Annotated in this window: 15 protein-coding genes and 1 pseudogene; 5 read left to right on the top strand and 11 right to left on the bottom strand. The window is 67.8% G+C overall.

The genetic code is table 11. The features are described 5' to 3' along the window. Positions 1-4 precede the first annotated feature (4 nt). Complete coding sequence (locus M4D77_RS13950; RefSeq protein ID WP_311199319.1) at positions 5-1582, bottom strand: carboxyl transferase domain-containing protein; 1578 nt, start codon at positions 1580-1582, stop codon at positions 5-7. 223 nt (positions 1583-1805) lie between these two features. Between M4D77_RS13950 and M4D77_RS13945 the strand changes: the two genes are divergently transcribed. Further along, a complete protein-coding gene (locus tag M4D77_RS13945; protein WP_259936451.1) occupies positions 1806-5378 on the top strand; it encodes an indolepyruvate ferredoxin oxidoreductase family protein in 3573 nt (1190 codons plus the stop codon). Positions 5379-5474: 96 nt separating this feature from the next. Here M4D77_RS13945 and M4D77_RS13940 read toward each other — a convergent pair whose 3' ends face one another. Both M4D77_RS13940 and M4D77_RS13935 read right to left on the bottom strand, forming a co-directional pair. Then, a complete protein-coding gene (locus tag M4D77_RS13940) occupies positions 5475-6275 on the bottom strand; it encodes an SAM-dependent methyltransferase (protein WP_259936450.1) in 801 nt (266 codons plus the stop codon). Continuing rightward, positions 6253-6921: a DUF5336 domain-containing protein gene (locus M4D77_RS13935; protein ID WP_259936449.1), complete on the bottom strand. Its 669-nt coding sequence runs from the start codon at positions 6919-6921 to the stop codon at positions 6253-6255. The genes M4D77_RS13940 and M4D77_RS13935 overlap by 23 nt, the downstream gene beginning before the upstream one ends. Positions 6922-7147: 226 nt before the next feature. Here M4D77_RS13935 and M4D77_RS13930 point away from each other — a divergent pair, with 226 nt between their 5' ends. Then, complete coding sequence (locus M4D77_RS13930) at positions 7148-7801, top strand: TetR/AcrR family transcriptional regulator (RefSeq protein WP_259936448.1); 654 nt, start codon at positions 7148-7150, stop codon at positions 7799-7801. Positions 7802-7816: 15 nt separating this feature from the next. Here the strand turns inward: M4D77_RS13930 and M4D77_RS13925 are convergent, their stop codons facing one another. From M4D77_RS13925 to M4D77_RS13915, 3 genes are all read right to left on the bottom strand, one after another. Continuing rightward, positions 7817-8437 (bottom strand): nitroreductase family protein, encoded by a 621-nt coding sequence (locus M4D77_RS13925; RefSeq protein ID WP_259936447.1) that lies wholly within the window; start codon positions 8435-8437, stop codon positions 7817-7819. 74 nt (positions 8438-8511) lie between these two features. After that, a complete protein-coding gene (locus M4D77_RS13920; protein WP_165630363.1) occupies positions 8512-8922 on the bottom strand; it encodes an NUDIX hydrolase in 411 nt (136 codons plus the stop codon). Next, on the bottom strand, positions 8919-10391 hold the full coding sequence (locus M4D77_RS13915) for an acetyl-CoA carboxylase carboxyltransferase subunit alpha/beta (protein WP_259936445.1): 1473 nt from the start codon (positions 10389-10391) through the stop codon (positions 8919-8921). The genes M4D77_RS13920 and M4D77_RS13915 overlap by 4 nt, the downstream gene beginning before the upstream one ends. Before the next feature lie 156 nt (positions 10392-10547). Between M4D77_RS13915 and M4D77_RS13910 the strand changes: the two are divergent. Next, positions 10548-11012: pseudogene (locus M4D77_RS13910) on the top strand (SRPBCC family protein). Here M4D77_RS13910 and M4D77_RS13905 read toward each other — a convergent pair. The 4 genes from M4D77_RS13905 to sucC all read right to left on the bottom strand — a co-directional run bounded on the left by M4D77_RS13905 (position 10996) and on the right by sucC (position 14389). Continuing rightward, positions 10996-11508 (bottom strand): RDD family protein, encoded by a 513-nt coding sequence (locus M4D77_RS13905; RefSeq protein WP_065631780.1) that lies wholly within the window; start codon positions 11506-11508, stop codon positions 10996-10998. The pseudogene M4D77_RS13910 and the gene M4D77_RS13905 overlap by 17 nt on opposite strands. Further along, positions 11505-12215 carry a hypothetical protein gene (locus M4D77_RS13900; RefSeq protein WP_259936444.1) on the bottom strand — a complete coding sequence of 237 codons (711 nt, stop codon included), beginning with the start codon at positions 12213-12215 and terminating at the stop codon, positions 11505-11507. Before M4D77_RS13900 ends, M4D77_RS13905 begins: the two co-directional genes overlap by 4 nt. A 93-nt stretch (positions 12216-12308) precedes the next feature. Beyond that, a complete protein-coding gene (gene sucD / locus M4D77_RS13895; RefSeq protein WP_058251543.1) occupies positions 12309-13211 on the bottom strand; it encodes a succinate--CoA ligase subunit alpha in 903 nt (300 codons plus the stop codon). Positions 13212-13225: 14 nt separating this feature from the next. After that, positions 13226-14389 (bottom strand): ADP-forming succinate--CoA ligase subunit beta, encoded by a 1164-nt coding sequence (gene sucC, locus M4D77_RS13890; protein WP_010843609.1) that lies wholly within the window; start codon positions 14387-14389, stop codon positions 13226-13228. Between the two features lie 439 nt (positions 14390-14828). Between sucC and M4D77_RS13885 the strand changes: the two genes are divergently transcribed. Next, complete coding sequence (locus M4D77_RS13885; protein ID WP_259936443.1) at positions 14829-15998, top strand: M23 family metallopeptidase; 1170 nt, start codon at positions 14829-14831, stop codon at positions 15996-15998. A gap of 360 nt (positions 15999-16358) precedes the next feature. Here M4D77_RS13885 and M4D77_RS13880 read toward each other — a convergent pair whose 3' ends face one another. Continuing rightward, a complete protein-coding gene (locus M4D77_RS13880; RefSeq protein ID WP_259936442.1) occupies positions 16359-18860 on the bottom strand; it encodes a UvrD-helicase domain-containing protein in 2502 nt (833 codons plus the stop codon). Between the two features lie 217 nt (positions 18861-19077). On the opposite strand from M4D77_RS13880, the gene M4D77_RS13875 reads away from it, so the two are divergent. Then, positions 19078-20634: a hypothetical protein gene (locus M4D77_RS13875; RefSeq protein ID WP_259936441.1), complete on the top strand. Its 1557-nt coding sequence runs from the start codon at positions 19078-19080 to the stop codon at positions 20632-20634. Positions 20635-20710 lie beyond the last annotated feature (76 nt).

Genomic DNA, 20710 nt, shown 5'->3' with positions numbered 1-20710 from the left:
GCGGTCACATCCGGAAGACGCCGTAGCGCGGATCGGCGAGCGGTGCGTAGCGGGCGGTCTCGAGAGCGAGGCCGAGCAGTGTCCGGGTCTGCGCGGGGTCGACGATCCCGTCGTCCCACAGCCGGGCCGTCGAGTAGTAGGCATCCGACTGTTGTTCGAACTGTTCGCGGATCGGGGCCTTGAACGCTTCCTCGTCCTCGGTGGACCATTCCGCGCCGGATCGCTCGATCTGGTTGCGTCGCACCGTTCCGAGGGTGTCGGCGGCCTGCGGTCCGCCCATGACCGAGATGCGGGCGTTGGGCCACATCCAGAGGAATCTGGGCGAGTAGGCGCGTCCGCACATCGAGTAGTTGCCCGCGCCGAAGGAGCCGCCGACCATGACGGTGAACTTGGGCACGCGTGCGCACGCCACGGCGTTGACCATCTTGGCCCCGTTCTTGGCGATGCCGCCCTGCTCGTAGGCCTTGCCGACCATGAAGCCCGCGATGTTCTGCAGGAACAGCAACGGGATGCGACGCTGGTCGCACAGTTCGATGAAATGGGCTCCCTTCAGCGCGGATTCGCTGAACAGGACACCGTTGTTGGCGACGATCCCCACCGGGTGACCGTGCAGGTGCGCGAACGCCGTCACCAGACTGGTGCCGTAGTTCGCCTTGAACTCGTTGTATTCCCCTCCGTCGCACAGTATTTCGATGACCGACCGGACGTCGTACGGAGTTCGCGGGTCGGTGGGCACCACGTCGTAGATGTCGGTCTGCGGCCGCACCGGCTCGCGGACCGGGATCGTCTCCCACTGTGGCGCCTCGCGGGGCCCGAGGGTCGCGACGATCTCGCGGACCTTGGCGAGCGCCTGCTGGTCGTTGTCGACGAGGTGGTCGGTGACACCGGAGACCGATGAGTGCATCGCACCACCGCCCAGGTCCTCGGCGGAGACATCTTCTCCGGTCGCCGCCTTCACCAGTGGCGGGCCCGCGAGGAAGATGGTGCCCTGATTGCGCACGATCACCGTCTCGTCGCTCATCGCCGGGACGTAGGCCCCGCCGGCGGTCGACGACCCGAGCACCGCGGCGATCTGCGGGATGCCGGCGGCGCTCATGGTCGCCTGATTGAAGAAGATCCGTCCGAAGTGATCCCGGTCGGGGAACACCTCGTCCTGCTGGAGCAACATCGCGCCGCCCGAGTCGACGAGGTAGATGCACGGGAGCCGGTTGGCCGCCGCGATCTCCTGCGCACGCAGATGCTTCTTGACCGTGACCGGGTAGTACGTGCCGCCGGAGACCGTGGCGTCGTTGGCGACGATCATGCACTCTCGACCCGCGACGCGCCCCACGCCGGCGATGACCCCGGCGGCGGGCACCTTGCCGCCGTACATCCCGAAGGCCGCGAGCGGGGCCACCTCGATGAACGGCGACCCGACGTCGAGCAGCCCGTCGACCCGGTCCCGCGGGAGCAACTTTCCGCGAGCGACGTGGCGATCACGAGCCTTCGCACCGCCGCCGGCGGACACCTCTCGCAGGCGTTCGTCGAGCAGGTCGAGATTGCGCTGGTGTGCGGCCCGGAAGCCGTCGAGCGTGCTGGTCACCGTCGACCCTTCAGTTAGTGGCTATTAACTGAAAGTGATCGTACGCGATGAAGTGGCCCATGTCACGCCCCGGTTCATCCACCGCGCGACATGACCTACGTGACGCGCATCACGTCTTCTCGTACTGTTGTGGCAGGCCCACCACCCCCGGGCCGACACAACCGATGCGCCGACACCCCGGAACCCCGGACCGGCCACCGCACATAGAAGGCCAGGTGACCCCATGACCCTCGCAGACGACCGCGCTCGCTCCGAGCACGTCCCGACCCCCGGCACGCCGCCCGAGACGGCAGCCACCGGGTTCTCGCTCGACGACCGCTACACCCGCGAGTCCGGCGACATCTACCTCACCGGCATCCAGGCCCTGGTACGCATGGTCCGCGACCGCGCTCGCGTCGACCGCCGTTCCGGCCTCCGGACCGCCTCGTTCATCTCCGGCTACGAGGGCTCTCCCCTCGCCGGTTACGATCTCGAACTCGCCCGACGGCACGAGCATCTCGCCCCGTACGACGTCATCCACCGGCCCGGTCTCAACGAAGAGCTCGCCGCGACCTCGGTGATGGGTTCACAGCTCGCCGCACAGGTCATCGGCGGTGCCGAATTGACGCCGTCCGCGGACGGGCTCCCCCGCGACGGCGTCGTCGGATACTGGTACGGCAAGGCGCCCGGTCTCGATCGCGCGACGGACGCCCTGCGGCACGCGAACCTCATCGGAACCCATTCCGCTGGTGGCGCGGTCGCGCTCGTCGGTGACGACCCGGGCGCGAAATCCTCGACGGTCCCGTGCGCGTCGGAGATGGCGCTGGCCGACCTCTACATCCCGATCCTCTATCCGGCCGATTCCCAGGACATCCTGGATCTCGGTGTCCATGCGGCGCTCATGAGCCGCACCAGCGGGGTCTGGACCTCGCTCAAGATCTCCGCGCACGTCGCGGACGGCGCGTCGACCGCACGCGTCGACCCGGACCGCATAGTGCCCGTCTTCGGTGACCTCGGGACGAGTCCCCACGTGCCCAGCGGACGACTGCTCGGCGCCCATCTCATGGAACTCGAACAGAATCAGCTGACCACCCGCCTCCCGCGTGCGCAGGAGTACGCACGGCTCAACGGCCTCAACCGGATCGTGGTCTCGAGTCCCGACGACCGCATCGGCATCGTCGCCGCGGGAAAGACCTACCTCGACCTCCGGGAAGCGTTGCGACTGATGCGGATCGACGACGACGATCTGCGCCGGCTCGGAATCCGCATCCTCAAGCTCGGCATGGTCTACCCGATCGAGCGAGAGATCCTGAATCGCTTCATGTTCGACACCGCCACCGGCGATCTCGACGAGGTCATCGTGGTCGAGGAGAAGCGCGACTTCATCGAGACGATGATGCGCGACATATTGTTCCGCCACCCGCGGGCCCCGCGCATCGTGGGGAAGGTGCACGAAGACGGATCGACCTTGTTCTCCCGCTTCGGCGAACTCGACGTCGACGCGGTGACCCGAGGACTCGCCGACCGTCTCGCCCGCCACGGGGTCGACGCCGCGCGGATCTGGCTCGACCGCAAAGCCGCTCGCCGCACCCGCATCGAACTCCCGCTGGCGGTGCGCACGCCGTACTTCTGCTCCGGCTGCCCGCACAACAGCTCGACGAAGGTCGCCGAGAACACCCTGGTCGGCGCCGGGATCGGTTGTCACGCGATGGTGTTGCTGATGGATCCCCGGCAGGTCGGCGACGTCGCCGGGGTCACCCAGATGGGCGGCGAGGGCGCGCAGTGGATCGGCATGGCCCCGTTCGTGTCCGCGGAACACTTCGTGCAGAACATCGGCGACGGAACCTTCTCGCACTCGGGGTCGCTGGCGTTGCGGGCCGCCGTGGCGTCGGGCGCGAACATCACCTACAAGCTGCTCTACAACGGCACCGTCGCGATGACCGGTGGACAGGATCCGGTGGGCGGGATGACCCTGCCGCGGTTGACGTCACTGTTGCTCGACGAAGGCGTCAGCCGGGTCGTGGTCACCTCCGACGACCCGAAACACGTTCGTACGCTGGGACTCCCCGACACCGTCGAGGTTCGCCACCGCGATGACCTGCTCGAGGTACAGACCGAACTCGCGGGCGTCGCGGGCGTCTCGGTGCTCGTCCACGATCAGCCCTGCGCCGCCGAGAAGCGCCGCAAGCGCAAGCGCGGCGCCATGCCCACCCCCACTCGTCGCGTCGTGATCAACGAACGCATCTGCGAGGGGTGCGGCGACTGCGGCGAGAAGTCGAACTGCCTCTCGGTGCACCCGGTCCAGACCGAGTTCGGACGCAAGACGCGCATCGACCAGAGTTCGTGCAACCTCGACCTCTCCTGCCTCAGGGGCGACTGCCCGTCGTTCGTCACGGTCACCCCGGGCACCGACCGCATCCGCACGCGCGCAGCCGATCTGGCGGACACCGTGTTGCCGATGCCCGCGGTCCCCGCCATCCGCGACACCTTCTCCCTGCGCATCACGGGTATCGGCGGTACCGGCGTGGTGACCGTGTCCCAGGTCCTGGCCACCGCTGCCGTCCTCGACGGCCGCTCGGCCCGGACCGTCGACATGACCGGGCTCGCGCAGAAGGGCGGCGCCGTGGTCAGCGACATCAAGGTGGCCCCGCATCCGATGGAGCAGGCGGCGAAGGTGGCGTCCGAGGACTGCGACCTGTACCTCGTGTGCGATCCACTGGTCGGCACCGACCCGGTCAACCTCAAGGTCACCGCTCCCGAGAAGACGGTCGCGATCGTCTCGACCACCCAGGTGCCGACCGGGTTGATGGTCATCGACACCTCGGTCGGGTTCCCGGCGGACTCCGCCGTCCACTCCGCGATCGACTCCCGGGTCGCGCGGACCGTGTACCTCGATTCGGGAGCGGTGTCGACAGCCCTGTTCGGCGACGAGCAGTACGCCAACATGCTGATGGTCGGTGCTGCGTATCAAGCCGGGGCGCTGGCGATCTCGGCGGAATCCATCGAGCGGGCGATCGAGCTCAACGGCGTGGCCGTGCACGCGAACGTGCAGGCGTTCCGGCGCGGGCGGCAGGTCGTGGCCGATCCCGACTCCGTGTCCGGCACGATCGACGGACTGCACGGTCACGAGGTCGCCGAGATCGAACCGAGCCGCCGCGCCATGGACGTGGTCGCCGCGCGCGGGTGCCACGACGACGATCTCCGGCGCACCATCGCGATCCGGTACGACGAACTGACCGCCCACTCCGACGAGCGATACGCGCGGAGCTACCTCGACATGGTCGACCGCGTACGGCGCGTCGCGCCGGACTCCTCGCTCACCGACGCCGTTGCCCGGAACCTGTACAAGCTGATGGCCTACAAGGACGAGTACGAGGTTGCCCGGCTCACGCAGGACCCGTCGTTCGCCGCGCGCATCGCCGACGAGTTCGGCGCCGACGCCGAGGTCGCGGTACGCCTCCACCCGCCGACCCTGCGCAGCATGGGGATGCGCGAGAAACTGGCGCTCGGATCGTGGGCCGACACCCCGCTGACCGCGCTCGCGAAGATGAAGCGTCTCCGGGGAACGCGACTGGACCCGTTCGGCCGCAGTGAGATCCGGCGCACCGAGCGTGCGCTGGTCGTCGAGTACCGGGAACTCGTCGACGCCGTGCTCGATGCGCTCGCCAGTGGTCGCATCGGCGCGGACCGACTACCCGCGGTCGTCGACCTCGCGGAACTACCGGACATGGTCCGGGGTTACGAGGGGATCAAGATGGCCAACGTCGAGCGCTACCGGGAAGCGGTCGCACGGCAGCGGGAGGTGCTGGGGATCTAGGGCTTTCGAGCTAGCGCAACTGAAAACCGCCCGACACAGCGCACCCGACGCCCATGAGGCGTCGGGCCACCGCGGGAGGGTGGTTTTCAGCCGGCCTCAGCGTGCCCGCCGAAGACGCGCCACAGCGGTCTGGCCGTCGTCGCCCGAGACGACCTCGCACTCGTAGTGCGCTCTGGTCGGCGGGGCGACGGCGACCAGGTCGTACTGGGCGGTGTTCATCTCGATCAGCAACTCGCCACCGACGGCGAGCCATCTCCGGGCGTCGGCGATCAACGCCGTGATGTGGTCGAGGCCGTCCCGGCCACCGAGCAGTGCCCGGTGCGGTTCGTGATCCCGCGCCTCCGGCGCCAGCAGTCCGAGCGCCGACTCGGGCACGTAGGGAGGTACTGCGGCGATCACGTCCAGGCGGCCGCGTAGTGCTGCCGGCAGCGGGACGAGCCCGGCACCGAGGTGAATCCCGGACCCGCCCGGCAGGTTTCGGCGCGCGAAGCCGAGCGCGGTGTCGTCGGCATCGACGACATGCAGTTCGACGCCAGGCACCGCGGCCACAACACTCGCGGCGATGGGTGCGACACCACAGAACGCCTCGACTACGGTCGGCGACCGGCACGCATCTGCTGCGGCGATCGCGGTGCGCGCCAACAACAGGGAACGCTGCCGCGGCACGAAGACGCCCGGGCCCACGGACAACCGCAACCCGCCGAACTGCACCCAGCCCACCAGATGCTCGATCGGCACGCCGGCCACGCGTCGGGCACAGAGCGCGTCGAGTTCGGTTGCGTCGGCGGTGTGTTCGCGAAGCAGCGCAGCTTCTTCGTCGGCGAAGACACATCCCGCACGACGTAGGAGGCCGACGATCGGATCGTCGGGGCCGTCATCCCCGGTTGGGCGAGTCATCCTTCTTCAGACCGTACAAGAAGGCCGCCGCGATGAGCAGCGCCACCTGCAGGAATCCCAGTATCAGCCCGACGATCGCACCGGCACCGAGGTCGAGGAACGGCGGCGTGATCAGTGCCGCGGCGAACAGGGCCAGCCATGCGGCGACTCCGACGACCGCGAGGAACGGCAGCGCCTTGCGGTAGCTCGGAACCAGCACGAACGTCGCCGCGATGCCGACGACCCCGAGCAGGATGAAGAACTTGCCGGGGTTCAGGACGATCTCGTAGGAGAAGTACGCGGGAATACCGCCCTGCCCTTCCTCGAAATCCGTTCCCCATCGGTTGAGTTCCTCCTCGGCACCGACCCCGACCGAGATCCACCCGAGGAAGCCCATGAAATACGTGACCACCCCCGCGACCGCGGAGGCCAGCGCGAAGATCACCGACAGGTCGGCACGTGGCCCGCGGGCCGGCTGTCCCCAGCCGGGACCGGGAGGCGGGTACGGCGCGCCGGTGTTCCACTGCTGAGGAGGAAGGCTCCCGGTGCCGGGGTGCTGGACGTGGGCCGTCTGATCCTGGTTGCCGGCGAAGCCCCCGGTCTGCGGTGGGCCCTGCGGAACGCCTGACCACTGACCGCCGGGGTGCTGGGGTTCGCCTGGATTCACGATCCGCTCCTCGTCGCTGCTGCGGGACTCGGCCCGCCACCCTCTCGGGCTGTTCTGCGCCCGCCGTCCGGCGCGCGATCATGCGCAAGACTAAGCCCTTCCCGGCCTCGTGAGCACCGGCCCGTGCAGTTTTCATTCGACCGGGTCACCCACCCCGCGATCCGCGCGCCGACGTCGAGCACGCTGCATCTCGTCCGCACGCGCGAACGCGTAGAGTTCGGGATCGATGTCCGCGACGCATGAACCGCGCGAGGACGAATCGGGAATCACGAATCGTCCGCCGACGCGCCGAACCCAGGCCAAGGCGGCCCGTCGTGCCGAATTGCTGTCCGCCGCCGCCCACCAGATGGCCGAGCGCGGATTCGCCGGCGTGCGACTGGAGGACATCGGACGAGCCGTCGGGGTGAGCGGCCCGGCCATGTACCGCCACTTCTCCTCCAAGACCGAGCTTCTCGACGAGATGCTCATCGACATCAGTCAGCGACTGCACGACGGCGGCAGCGAGGTCGCGGACCGCGGCGGCTCACCGACGGAAACCCTGGTGGCGCTCATTGGCTTTCACATCGACGTCCTCGTCACCCGTCCCGACCTCATCACGGTGCAGGATCGGGACCTGCCGTCGATGACCCCGGACGCCAATCACCGGGTCCGGTTGCTGCAGCGCCGTTACGTGGAGCGGTGGGTCGACGTGCTCCTCGCGGTGGTCGACGAGAACGGGGGCACACTCGACCGCGAGGAAGCCCGCGTGCGCGTTCACGCGATGTTCGGGTTGCTCAACTCGTCGCCTCGCCTGCCCGCGTTCGACCAGCACGGGCTGCGCCGCCTCCTCACCGCGATGGCGCTGGCGGCACTCCGGTGTGAGGTGCCGGATCAGCCGTGAACCGGCACCCCGCCCTCACCAGCCGTCGATGTGGAGGACCGAGTCGAGGGGCTTGCGCGGCGCGGGCTTGAAATCGGTGCCGTTGCTGTAGGCCACCGGCAGCAACACGCCCTGATGGATGTTGGCCGGGATGCCGAGGAGTTCGGCGACCTCCTTCTCGTAGTTCAGGTGGAGAGTCGTCCACGCCGATCCGAGGCCGCGGGCACGCAACGCCAGCTGCAGGCTCCAGGCACCCGGCAGCAGCGAGCCCCAGACGCCGGCCTGGTTACCCGCCGGCAGGTCGCCGCCGGTGTAGATCGCCCCGATGACGAGCACCGGGACCTGACCCATCGTGTCGGCGAGGTACTGGGCACTGGACGCGACGCGCTTGCCGGTCTCGTCCCGTGGAGCCTGGCCGGTGTAGTACTTGGCGAACGACTGTGCGTAGTAATCCGCGACCTTCTGCTTCAGCTCGGGATCGGTGAGCACGATCCAGTGCCAGGTCTGGCTGTTGCTGCCGGTCGGTGCCTGCAACGCGACCTCGAGCGCCTCCTTGACCACGTCGAGCGGCACGGGACGCTCGAAGTCGAGACGCTTGCGCACCGAGCGGGTGGTGGTGAGGAGTTGGTCAGGGTCCAGGGGCAGTAGATCGGTCATCCCTCCATCCTGCACAAAACCATGTCCGTGCACCACGTCGGCCCCGCTGCACCGGGACCGTCGGCGGTGAGCCGTCAGGGCGACTCCGGCGGCAACACACCGGCCTGCTCCAGGTACTCCACCAAGCGGTTCGTGACCTTCGCCCGACGGACCTCGGCCGGTGTGAAGTACGCCGCGTCCGCGGCGTCGTCACCTGGACGTAGTTCCCCGGAACGGATCTCGGCACGGAAGTCGTGGACCTCGTACACCCGTCCGTCGCCGACCGGGATCTCGAGTTGGATGGCCGGTTCGCCGACCGTCACCCGCAAACCGGTTTCCTCCTCGACCTCGCGGATCACCGCCCGCTCCAGCGACTCTCCGGGTTCGACCCGGCCGCCGGGGAGGCTCCAGTGGCCGGCCGACGGCTCGTTCCGCCTCAGGATCAACAGGATCCGTCCTGACTCGTCGGTGATGAGCGCCCCGACGGCGACGACGCGCGCGCTCATCGCGCGTCTTTCGTCGGCACGCGCGTTCGTGCTTCGTCGTCCGGAACCGGCGATCCCGCGAGGTACCGGCCGATCCAGTCGCGGATCGCCGACAGCGCTTCGTCGTCCGATCCGGCGTCGACGACGTGGTCGATCATGCCCTGCGCGGCCATGCGCCCGGCGAGAATGCCCTGCCGCGAGGCCATCTCACCGGCATGGTCGAGATCACGGTGCACGATGAGACTCGCTCCCTCGGGCGGCAACGGCGAGAGCCAGGCGTCGGCGCGCGCGACCCGGACGTCGGCGGGGAACAGCGCGAGCGCGGCGCCGCCCGCACCCTGCCCGAGGAGGACCGAGACCGTCGGCACGCGCACACTGAGCAATTCGACTGTGCAGCGCGCTATCTGCGCGGCGAGGCCACCCTCCTCGGCGACGACCGACAGTTCCGCGCCCGGGGTGTCGATCACGGTGACCACCGGGAGTCCGAGGTCGCCGGCCGCCATGATCGCCCGCCGCGCCTCGCGCAGGTGTCGCGGCCCCGGGAGGTCGCCCGCCGCCTGTGACGTCCGGTCGTAGCCGACGACCAACGCGACCCGACCGTCGAAGTCGCTGAGCGAGAAGCGCAGTGGCCCGGCATCCGACAGTGGCGCCGAATCCCCGCCGGCCAGGAACTCGACCAGGCCCGCGCGTCCGGCCTCGCGGGTGGCGAGCACACAGGCCCAGGTGTCCTCCTGCTCCCCCGTCTGCGCGCGCTGCGGACGTACCGTCACCGAGCCGTCCGACGACGGCCGGTCACGCGCGTCGAGCAGTCGCAGCACCGCGGCGAGGCGGGCCGGCAGATCGACGGGATCGACCACGTCGTCGACAACCGTTGTGCGTACCAGATTCTCCGCGGTCTGGACATCGGCCGGAAAGGGCTCCCCGTACAGGCCTTCGTAGACGCGCGGCCCGAGAAAACCGATGAGCGCTCCGGGTTCCGCCCAGGTGATGTGGCCGAGCGAACCCCACGACGCGAATACCCCGCCCGTGGTCGGATGACGCAGGTACACCAGGTAGGGCAGGCCGGCGGCCTTGTGGTCGGTCACGGCACCCGTGATGGCGACCATCTGCAGGAACGCCGCGGTCCCCTCCTGCATCCGGGTGCCTCCGGAGGCGGGAAACGCCAGCAGCGGAAGTCGTTCGCGTGTCGCGCGTCGGACCGCTGCGACGATCCGGGCCCCCGCATCGCGCCCGATCGACCCGCCGAGGAACTCGAACTCCCCCAGCACGATCGCCACTCGCCGGCCGCCGATCGCGCCGGCGCCGGTGGTGACCGATTCGTCCGAACCGCTCTTTCGGCGTGCCCGGTCGAGCTCGATGGCATAGGTGTCGTCCGCACCATCGGACGTCGTGGCCGGCTCACCGACCGGCGCATCCCACGGTTCCCACGTACCGTCGTCGACGATCATCACGCGCAGGTCTGTCGCCGTCAGCCATGCCCGCTCACCCATGCCTCACACCGTATCCCGCCGCGGCCGGGCGGCTCCGGCCTGACGTCGACACCCTCCGCGACGCCCCGACGCGATGATTTCCGTCGGCGCCCGGTGTCATACTCTCGTCAGCCCGACACCCGTTCCGTATCCGACCGATCTCTTCCGGGGGCCCGCATGTCCGACACCTTCCGCATCACCCGATCCACCATCGTCGACGCACCGCCCTCTGCGGTGCTGCCGTACCTGGTCGACTTCCACCAGTGGGTGCACTGGTCGCCGTGGGAAGGGGTCGACCCCGACATGACGCGCGACTACTCCGGCGCGGAATCCGGTGTCGGGGCGAAGTACGCGTGGTCGGGCAACAAGAAGGCCGGCCGCGGCGCCATGGAGATCACGCGCGTCGACGAGCCGCGCGAGGTCGAGGTTCACCTGGCCTTCGAGAAGCCGATGAAGGCCACCAACACCGTCACCTTCGAACTCGCGCCGGAGGGATAGGCGACGCGGGTGTCCTGGACGATGGTCGGCGCACAGACGTTGTTCAGCCGCGTGGCAGGGTTCTTCGGCATCTTCGACAAGATGCTGGGCAAGGACTTCGAGAAGGGACTGGCTCAGCTCAAGGCGGTCAGCGAGAGTAGATGACCCGGGTGCGCAGGAGGACGTCGGCCACCGACCGCCGACGCCGGTCGACGACCACCCACACCAGACCGATCGCGAAGAACGTACAGAGCAGGGCGCGCAGCACCGCGATGGTCGGCCGGATGCGGGCACCCTCCGAGTTGACCACCCGCAGGCCCATCACGACCGACCCGAGGGTGCGTCCGGAGACCTCCCAGCACGTCGCGAGGTAGAGCACCGCCACCAGCACGAAGCCGGTCGTGGTGAAGACCAGATTGACCTCCGGCAACGAGAATTCGCTGACCGAGAGCACGAACTTCATCAGGGACAGGCCCGCGTAGGCGGCACCGAGGATCGTCCACACGACGAGGAGGTCGAGGAACGAGGCGACGCCCCGGCTCACGATGCCCGCGTTCTTGTCCCGGTCCTGCACCGCATGGGCCTTGTGCACGGGTGGCAGACCGGGCGTCGTCGGGGCCGAGTTCTGCAGCGGCTCCGACGGTTTCGGTTCCGCGGTCATCGTGGCCTCTCCTCATCGGGAGCGGCCTCGATGGCCGCGGCACCGCGGCGACGCAGAAATCGGTTGACCGCGTTGGCCACCGCGTCGTCGGCACGTTCGCTGGTGCTGCGCACGTCGGTCATCACATCGGCGGTCACCGACGTGCTCGCCTCCCGGATGATGTCGGGAAGGTCGACACCGTCGATGATCTCTTCGGCGAGTCCGATCAGGTCGACGCGCCCGAGGATGGCGTCGATGTCGATCCGGGCCGCGATGGCGTCGATGTCGATCCGGGTGGCGACGGAGTCGAGATCGACCTTGCCGATCACCCTGTCGAGGTCCACCAGATCGATCGCCGCCATCAGATCCACCTGTGCGACAGCCCGATCGAGATCGACCGTGGTGATCACCTCGTCGATGTCGATGAGTGCGAGGACCTCGCTGATGAGACGTTTCAGGTCGACGTGGGTGAGGACGAGGTCGGTGAGGTCGACCTCCTCGACCAATGCGTCGACGACCTCCCGGATGACGACTCCCAGAACAGCTCGCGTCATCGAGACCACCACGGTGACAGCGGTGTCGGCGGCCTCGGCCAGCCGCGCACGGACGGACCCGATGACCCCGCCCGCGAGGGGTAGACGTTCCGCGACATCGGCCACCACCCCGGCGAACCGCATCGACTCCCCTGCCAGCTGGGAGATCGCGCCGCGTCGCGCCGGGGAGTTCACCGACGAATTATCGCACGGGCCGATCCGGTCGGTCGGCCCACGAAAAAACCCGAGCGGGCAGACCCGCTCGGGTTCTTCGGTTCTCGTGACTTCTTACAGTGCCTCGTAGAGCTCCCGCGCCAGCGCGGCGGTCTCGGACGGCGTCTTGCCGACCTTGACGCCCGCAGCCTCGAGGGCTTCCTTCTTGCCCTGGGCGGTGCCCGCACCGCCGGAGACGATGGCGCCGGCATGGCCCATGGTCTTGCCCTCGGGCGCGGTGAAGCCCGCGACGTAGCCGACGACGGGCTTGGTCACGTTGGCCTTGATGTACTCGCCGGCCTTCTCCTCGGCGTCGCCGCCGATCTCACCGATCATCACGATCAGCTTGGTCTCGGGATCCTTCTCGAACGCCTCGATGGCGTCGATGTGGGTGGTGCCGATGACCGGGTCGCCGCCGATGCCGATGGCGGTCGAGAAGCCGAGATCGCGCAGCTCGTACATCATCTGGTAGGTCAGGGTGCCCGACTTGGAGACCAGACCGATCGGACCCTTGCCCGTGATGTTGTTCGGCGTGATGCCCACCAGCGCCTCACCCGGCGTGATGATGCCGGGGCAGTTGGGGCCGATGATGCGGGTCTTCTCGCCCTTCTCCACGTTGTAGGCCCACGCGTAGGCGGAGTCCTGCACCGGGATGCCCTCGGTGATGACCACGAGCAGCGGGATCTCCGCGTCGATGGCCTCGATGATGGCGTCCTTGGAGAACTTCGGCGGCACGAAGGCGATCGAGGTGTCGGCCCCGGTCTCCTTCATGGCCTCGGCGACCGATGCGAACACCGGCAGCTCGACGTTGTTGCCGTCGGCGTCGACGTGCGACACAGTGGTGCCGGCCTTGCGCGCGTTGACACCGCCGACGATGTTGGTGCCGGCCTTGAGCATCAGAGCGGTGTGCTTGGTGCCCTCACCGCCGGTGATGCCCTGGACGATGACCTTGTTGTCTTTGTTCAGAAAGATCGACATGTTCCGTGGCTCCCTTACTTGCTCGCCAGCTCGGCGGCCTTGTCGGCGCCCGAGTCCATGGTTTCGGCGAGCGTGACCAACGGGTGGTTCGCATCGGCCAGGATCTTGCGGCCTTCGTCGACCTTGTTGCCGTCGAGGCGGACGACCAGCGGCTTGTTGGCGTCGGACCCCAGCTTCTCGAGAGCACCGACGATGCCGTTGGCGACGGCGTCACATGCGGTGATGCCACCGAAGACGTTGACGAAGACGCTCTTGACCTGCTCGTCGCCGAGGATGACGTCGAGGCCGGCAGCCATGACCTCGGCCGAGGCGCCGCCGCCGATGTCGAGGAAGTTCGCGGGCTTCACGTTGTTGTGCTTCTCACCGGCGTAGGCGACCACGTCGAGGGTCGACATGACCAGGCCCGCGCCGTTGCCGATGATGCCGACCTCGCCGTCGAGCTTGACGTAGTTGAGGTCGTTCTCCTTGGCCTTGAGCTCCAGGGGATCGGTGGCGTCGCGATCCTCGAACTCCTCGTGGCCGGGCTGACGGAAGTCGGCGTTGGCATCGAGGGTGACCTTGCCGTCGAGGGCGAGGATCTGATCGTCCGGAGTGCGGACGAGCGGGTTGACCTCGACCAGGGTGGCGTCCTCCTTGACGAAGACCTCCCAGAGCTTCGCGATGGTGACCGCTGCGGCGTCGAGCACCTCGGCAGGCAGATGGCCCTGCTCGGCGATCGAGCGCGCGGTTTCCAGATCGACACCCTTCACGGCGTCGACGGCGACCCGCGCGAGGCGCTCGGGCTTGGTCGCCGCGACCTCTTCGATCTCCATGCCACCCTCGACCGAGCACATGGCCAGGTAGGAGCGGTTGGTGCGATCGAGCAGGAAGGAGATGTAGTACTCCTCCGCGATGTCGCTGGCCTCGGCGACCAGCAGCTTCTTGACGACGTGGCCCTTGATGTCGAGGCCAAGGATGTTGGAAGCGTGGGACTGCGCGTCGTCCGGGGTCGCGGCGTACTTGACGCCGCCTGCCTTGCCACGCCCGCCGGTCTTGACCTGCGCCTTGATCATCACGGGCTTGCCGATTTCCTCGGCGATCGCCCGCGCATCGGCGGCATCATCGGTCACCCGACCGGGTGTGGTGGGAACCCCGTGCTTGGCGAACAGTTCCTTCGCCTGGTATTCGAAGAGATCCATTCAGCTCACCATCTCGTAGATTTGCCCGCGCAAGGGTGTAATGCGGGCCATATCGGACTTTAAACCTGTCGGGAATCGCCACCCCGCGCGCACCCTGCGCTTGTGCGACAGATCACTCGCTCGGTCGGTTCTGACAGTATTGACGTCGTGACGTGAGGTCCACAGCGTCGGTCCGACCCCATGAGCTGCGACGACCGCAGAATCCATCGGCGCGCGGCCTTCACAGGTTGAATTTGCTGTAGTGAACAGAAAATCCGGCAATTTCTATACTCGGCGACCCAGTCATGTGACTCAGCTCACAATATGCCGGTTTGTCGCTTTCTACGGTTGGACTTGCCGCAATCATTTCGTTACCGTCGGCTCTCAGCGGTGGTCACAGAAGGATTACGGACGGTGACTTCGATCCGCCGGCGACGAGATGCGGTAGCGAAGAGATGAGGTGGACGATTTGGCGGGACTCGGTGTCTCACGCGGATCGGGCCGCGTCCGATCGGGCGGGTTGATCGATGACGTCACAGCGGAAGAGATGACCACGATCATCCCCATCGTCGACACCGACGATGCGGCCGGGTACGACCTCACCGACTACGAGTTCGACTTCGCAGACTCCGACACCTCCACTCGCGAGCACTCCGACGCCGGCTGGACGCCGTCGTCGTGGCAGGGCTACTACCGTCCCACCCGTTCGGAGATCACTCAGGACATCCTGATCCCCGAGCACGAGTTCGATCAGTACGAGCACGACGAGCCGTTCGACGTCGAGGGCGCCGAGCTCGACAGCTTCGACGGGGGCGAACTCCATTCGCTCGACGACGACGTTCTCGATGACGACACCGAGCATCGCCCCTTCCGGACGAATCCGGCCGGACAACGGGTCCGACGTGGCGGCAAGCACCGCATCGCGGCGCCGCCGAACGCCCTCAAGGGCGGACGCGCAGCCCTCATCGCCATGGCCGCCGGCGCGGCCGTCGCCGCGGTCGCTCAGGTCGGCACGAACGACGAGGCGCCCGCACCCGTGAACGCCGCGGCCGTCAACGACGCCACCGCTCCGGGCGCCGCACCCGTGGAACTGGGCCCCGGCGTCGCTGCTGCGACCGCACACACCGACCAGATGAACGTCTTCACCAACCAGCTGGGTGTGGGCGCCAAGATGGCGGCCGACCAGGATCGTCGCGAGGCCCTGGCCCGGCGCCCGCTCTTCACCTCGCCGATCCCCCTCGGCAGCTACGACTTCACCTCCGCCTTCGCGATGCGCTGGGGCACCATGCACGGCGGCATCGACATGGCCGCTCCCCTCGGAACCCCGATCCACGCCGCCACCGACGGTGTCGTGATCAAGGCCGAGCCCGCGTCGGGATACGGCCACTGGGTTCAGATCCAGGCCGCCGACGGCACGGTCACCATGTACGGCCACATGGCCTCCTCGGGCGTCCTGGTCACCGAAGGCCAGCGCGTCACCGCCGGCGACGTCATCGCCCTGGTGGGCAACGAGGGCTTTTCGTTCGGCCCGCACCTGCACTTCGAGGTGTGGAAGAACGGCAACACCAAGATCGACCCCGTGCCCTGGCTCGCCGCCAAGGGCGTGAAGCTCTCCGGCTACACCGGGTAGCAGAAGGCTCCACAGGTCACCTCCTGTTGCTTGGTGGCGCCATTCCAGCGTGCTCACGCTGCGCATCCGTAGTGATACCTGGCCGGATTGCGAACTGACGTAAATTCTCGTCCATCTCAGCATGATTGAAGGGCACATTGCCCTTCGACCATGCTGAGGGGGACGAGAATTTCCAATCGAACCGGGGAGCGAGCTGGCGAGCGTCCCACTCCGCTCCCTGATCCGGAAGACGACACAACCGCATCTCACCAGGACCCTTCGTGACGCGCCCTCCGCAAGCTCCGGGCGCTCCTCAGGGAGCAGTGGGGGTCACTTCTTCCGGATCAGGGAGCGGGGCGTGCGCTCCTTGCGAACCCAGCCCTAGAGCTTGTCCCCGGGAATCCCGCCCGCGGTGAGAAGCGTGACGCGTCCCGCGCTGCCGCCGTAGTCGATGGTGACGCGTTCGGTGGCGCCACTGCCCTCTTTGGCCACGACCTTGCCCATGCCGTACTTCGGATGGTTGTGTCGGTCGCCGATGTCGAGCTGAACCTGCTTGTTGCGTCCGCGCGCCGGATCCGACGAGTACGACGACCGGCCACGGCCCATCGACGAACCACCCGAACCGGAGAATGCCCCGTCGCGGCCGAACACGCCGCCCGACGATCCGCCGAAGCCGCGCATGGAGCGCTTGGGTTCGGTTCGGCGCCAATCGACGAGGTGTTGCGGGATCTCTTGCAGGAAACGGGATTCCGGGTTTGACACCGGCTGCCCCCAGGAGGCGCGGGTGACCGACCGGGTGAGGTACAGACGCTGCTTGGCGCGCGTGATCCCGACGTAGGCCAGGCGCCGTTCCTCGCTCAGCTCGGCCGGATCGCCGAGCGCGCGCATGTGCGGGAAATGGCCGTCCTCCCAGCCGGTGACGAAGACGACCGGGAACTCGAGGCCCTTCGCGGTGTGCAGGGTCATCATCGTGACCACGCCCTCGCCCTCATCCGGCACCTGGTCGGCGTCGGCGACGAGTGAGACCCGCTCGAGAAACGCTGCGAGCGAACCGGGTTCGGGCTCGCCCTCGCGGTCCACCTCGTTCTCGGGATCGTCGGCATCGGCGTCGACCTGCGCGGCGTCGGCACTGAATTCCCGTGCCACGGCGACGAGTTCGTTGATGTTGTCGAGGCGTGCGCCGTCCTGCGGATCGTTGGACGCCTCGAGTTCGGCGCGGTAGCCGGTGCGCTCGACGATCGCGTCGACGAGTTCGCCGATGTCGGCCGACTCCTCGGTGGCATCGAGGAAGGCCACATCCGCGTCCTCCGTGCCGGCCTCGCCGAAGTGGGTCAGGAAGTCCGACCGGAGCCCTTCGATGAGTTCGACGAACCCGCCGATCTGCTTGACCGCCCGCGTGTTGAGCAATGCGACCTTGCCCTCGGCAGCGTCCATCAGCGACTCGTAGAAGCTCCGTCCGGTGTTCTCCGAATGCACGGCGACGCAGGCTTCCGCGCGATCGCCGATACCGCGCCGAGGGGTGTTGAGAATCCGGCGCAGGCTGACCGAGTCGTCGGGGTTGGCGACCACGCGCAGGTAGGCCACCACATCCCGCACTTCTTTGCGCTCGTAGAACTTGGTGCCGCCGACGACCTTGTACGGAATCCCGTGCCGGACGAACACCTCCTCGATCGCACGCGAGCCGGTGTTGGTGCGGTAGAACACCGCGATGTCGGAGTACTTGTGGCTCGAGCTCCCCCCGATCGAGTAGTCGGTGAGTTCCTCGATCTCCTTGGCGATGAACGTCGACTCGTCACGGTCGGAGTCGGCGACGTAGCCGACGATGAGTTCGCCGTCACCGGAGTCGGTCCACAATTTCTTCTCGCGCCGGTTCGAGTTGCGCGCGATGACGGCGTTGGCCGCCGACAGGATCGTCTGTGTCGACCGGTAGTTCTGTTCGAGCAGAACGGTTTCGGCGGACGGGAAGTCGCGCTCGAACTCCTCGATGTTGCGGATGGTGGCACCGCGGAAGGCGTAGATGGACTGGTCGGCGTCGCCGACGACGCACAGCTCCGAGGGCTCCAGACCACTCGCGGTGGTCTGCTCCCCCACCAGTTCGCGGATGAGCACGTACTGCGCGTGGTTGGTGTCCTGGTACTCGTCGACGAGAACGTGACGGAATCGGCGCCGGTAATACTCCGCGACCTGCGGATGCCGATGCAGCAGGGCGACGGTCTCCCCGATCAGATCGTCGAAGTCGAAGGCGTTGGCGGCGCGCAGACGGCGTTGGTACTCGGCGTAGATCTGCGCGATCGTCGTCGACGTCGGATCGTCCTCGGGTGCCGCGGCCAGCGCCTCGTCGGGCGAGATCAGTTCGTTCTTGAAGCTCGACACGGCCACCGACACCCCGCGTGGGCTGAACTTCTTGGGGTCGAGGTCGAGGTCCCGGATGACCATGCCGAACAACCGCTTCGAGTCGTCGGCGTCGTAGATGGAGAAGTTGGAGTTCATCTTCTCCAGCAAGCCCGACTGTGCCCGGAGGATGCGCACGCATGTGGAGTGGAAGGTCGAGACCCACATGTAGGCGGCGCGGGGGCCGACGAGATCGATGACCCGCTCGCGCATCTCCGCGGCGGCCTTGTTGGTGAAGGTGATGGCCAGGATCTGCCCGGGCGTGACGTCCCGCGCGGCGAGCAGGTAGGCGATCCGGCGGGTCAGCACCGCCGTCTTGCCCGAGCCCGCGCCCGCCACGATCAGCAATGGCGCGCCGGCGTGGAGCACCGCGGCGCGCTGTTGCGGGTTGAGACCGTCGAGCAGGCGCGCGACCCGGTCGTCGGCGGCCGCACCCGAGGGAGCGGCGCCCGCGCGACCGGCGAGAAGGGGGGCAGAAGAAGAGCTGTTCATCGGTTGTCCAGGTTACCCGCCACCGCCGACAGACCCCCGTCGGCCGGTCCGCTCCACCCCGGCACGTGGTCGACCGAACAGCCGACCGACCCCGTGGGTTGAGGCCCCGATCGCCGTGTCCCGCGGCTAATATGACGCGGTATCACCGGCTCGGGGTGCCCTGTCTGCGAACAACTCGCACGCGGCGACGACGCCCCGGCGAGCAGGAAGAGGCGCCATGAAGAGACCGTCCATCATCCCCGCCGCCATCGCCCTCGGTGTCGGAGCACTGGCCCTCGTCATCGCGCTCGTCCTGTCGTTCGTCCCGTTCAGCAGCGCCGGCACCGTGGAGCCCACCCCCGCCTTCCGCGCGCAGAAGAGCCTCGACGAGGTGCTGTTCAAGATGGCGACCAGCCCGGCGGCGAAGTTCACCGGCAAGGTCACCTACAAGTACGACGACGAGCGCGGCGAGGGGACGGTCGAGTTCGACGACCTGATCGTCACCACGTCGAACACCGCCGAGGGCACGATCACCCTGGGCTCACAGCAGGGCGAGTACCGGCAGATCGGCAACAGCCCGTTCCTCAGCGCCCCCGGCGCTCTGTGGAACGAACTCCTCGTCGACGCCGAGAAGACGAATCTCGATGCCGCGCCGCTCGACAACAAGTGGGCCTCGACCCGCTTCACCAGCCTGCCGCGCCTGGGCACGATCCTCGGCCCGGACAACCTCGCCGGCGACATCGGCAACATCGAGAACGGCGACGCGCCGCAGCTCGGGGCCGAGCTCCCGGCGCCCAACAAGGGCACCCCCGACGCCCGGCGCTGGCCCACCACCGACCCGCCGATCGAGTTCGTCGGCGACGACAAGGTGAAGATCGGAGCGTGGGAGGTCACCTTCGACCCGGAGACGAAGAACGTCACGAACGTCAAGGGTCAGAGCGTGCAGGGCCCGGTCACCTACGACATCGACGCCGCGGTCAGCCTGCAGCCGGCCGACCAGGCCCAGAAGGTGTTCGCGAACCAGCGTGCACTCGTCTCGGACCTGCTGTCGGTGCCCGCTCCCGGCCTCTGGATGGAGCAGCCGGTGGTGTCCTCGCGCCAGACGGGTGCGTGCACCACCTCGTCCTGCGCCTTCGACTACACCGTGCAGGGCAGCCCGTACGCCGACGACGTCCGTGGCCACTTCAACTACGGCCTGACGCTGAACTTCGCGGTCGGCAACCGCCCGCCCGGCGCCGTCGGCGGTGAGTGCAAGGTGGTCCTGCGGGTCGACTTCGGACGCAACGGAACCACCCGCTGCGCGGCGACCAACCTCCCGCCGGACACCAACATCGCGTCGCGGTTTACCTTCACCTATCTCGCGTTCATCGACGCGACCACAGACGAACTGAACGATCTCATCGACAACAACGAGAAGCAGACCAACACCGAGATCGTCTACGTCCGCACCGGGAACAAGGAACCGGCACAGGCCCGGTTCGGCTCCGGTGTGACCGGCCTGCCGAGCTACTACGCGATCAAGCGCGGCGACTACGTCTTCGACGGCATCGGCACCGACGGCAACATGCACATCACCTTCGGTGAGGGGTATCAGGACCACATCGTCGGCGGCACCTTCGATCCGTCCTGGGAAGGCACCGAGGTGCTCCGCAAGCAGATGGAGCAGCAGGTCGCAGCGGCGGGCGACGCGCAGGTCGTCTACTTCGTCGCCGAGGAGGAGACCGCGTCGGCGCTGCGGGCCCTCATCGCCGCGGAGAACCAGAGCGACAACATCTCCGCGTTCTACTACGACTAGTGGTGTGTCTCGGAAATATGTGGCCGGTATCCGGTGGAGCGATCGGTGGTCTGGCAAGGCGGAGGAGGGAGGGATA

Origin of the sequence: Gordonia sp. p3-SID1431 (genome assembly GCF_025143765.1) — a bacterium.
Lineage (GTDB): Bacteria > Actinomycetota > Actinomycetes > Mycobacteriales > Mycobacteriaceae > Gordonia > Gordonia hongkongensis.
Note: the sequence above shows the minus strand (reverse complement) of the source record. Positions and strands in the feature narration are given on the sequence as shown.